Annotated in this window: 1 protein-coding gene; it reads left to right on the top strand. The window is 45.6% G+C overall.

Annotated elements, in window-relative coordinates:
- The first annotated feature begins 2 nt into the window (after positions 1-2).
- A complete protein-coding gene (locus HP456_RS24280) occupies positions 3-851 on the top strand; it encodes a hydroxymethylglutaryl-CoA lyase (protein WP_246289419.1) in 849 nt (282 codons plus the stop codon).
- Positions 852-1,040 lie beyond the last annotated feature (189 nt).

The raw sequence follows: 1,040 nt of genomic DNA on the forward strand, positions 1-1,040 counted from the left end.
GCTTGCAAAATGAAAAGAATTTTGTTCCAACTGACACGAAGAAAGAATTTATCTTGCGCCTGAAGGAATCAGGCATTAAGGAAATGGAACTGACCTCTTTTGTATCACCAAAGTGGGTGCCGCAAATGCAGGATGCCAGTGATATCGTCGACTCTTGCTTAACAAATGACTCGCGTGATTTCGTCCTTGCACCAAATGAAAAGGGGCTCAAGCGCGTATATGAAACAGGCTGCAGGGCAGTAGCTGTATTTGTAGGGGTCAGCAGCACGTTCAACCAAAGGAATATCAATAAAACAACAGAAGACGCGCTCTCAGATCTTGAACCGCTCATTACTCAGTTAAAGGAGCGGGGATATTTTGTCAGAGCCTGTATTTCAACCGCTTTTTATTGTCCTTATGAAGGAAAAATCGATCCCGGGGATTCACTTTCACTTTGTAAAAAGTTCGTTGAAATGGGAGCAGACGAGTTAAGTGTTGCGGATACTGTCGGGCGTGCAAATCCTCTTGAAGCGTATAATTTATTCACTCTACTAAAAGAAGAACTTCCTGACACACTCATTACTGCCCATTTCCATGACACTAGGAAGATGGCTCTTGCCAATATCCTCGCTTCCATGCAGGCTGGAGTGGACCGGTTCGACACATCAGCCGGCGGACTTGGAGGATGTCCGTTTGCCCCGGGGGCTACAGGGAATGTGGCAACGGAAGACGTAGTGTTCCTGGCTGAAGAAATGGGTGTGTCAACCGGTATCGACTTAGAAAAGCTTTCGCAGGCGATCGATGTAGTGAAGCCACACATCAGCCGTCCGATTGAAAGCGGGTATTACCGGCTTTACGATCTCAACAAATAAGTTTGGATGAATATCCCCCTTTACCCCCGAGCATTCTAAGACTAATCTGAATGCTTAAGGAGATGATACTATGAGTCAAAAACGTGATAAAGGTATGAGTCAGAAGGGAAAGCCGAACAGTGACACTGTTTCGAATACACTCTCTGCTGAAGAGCTCGATAAAGCGATTCATCCTACTAAACGCCAAAA

The organism is Bacillus haikouensis, assembly GCF_013179555.1.
GTDB lineage: Bacteria > Bacillota > Bacilli > Bacillales > Bacillaceae_B > Rossellomorea > Rossellomorea haikouensis_A.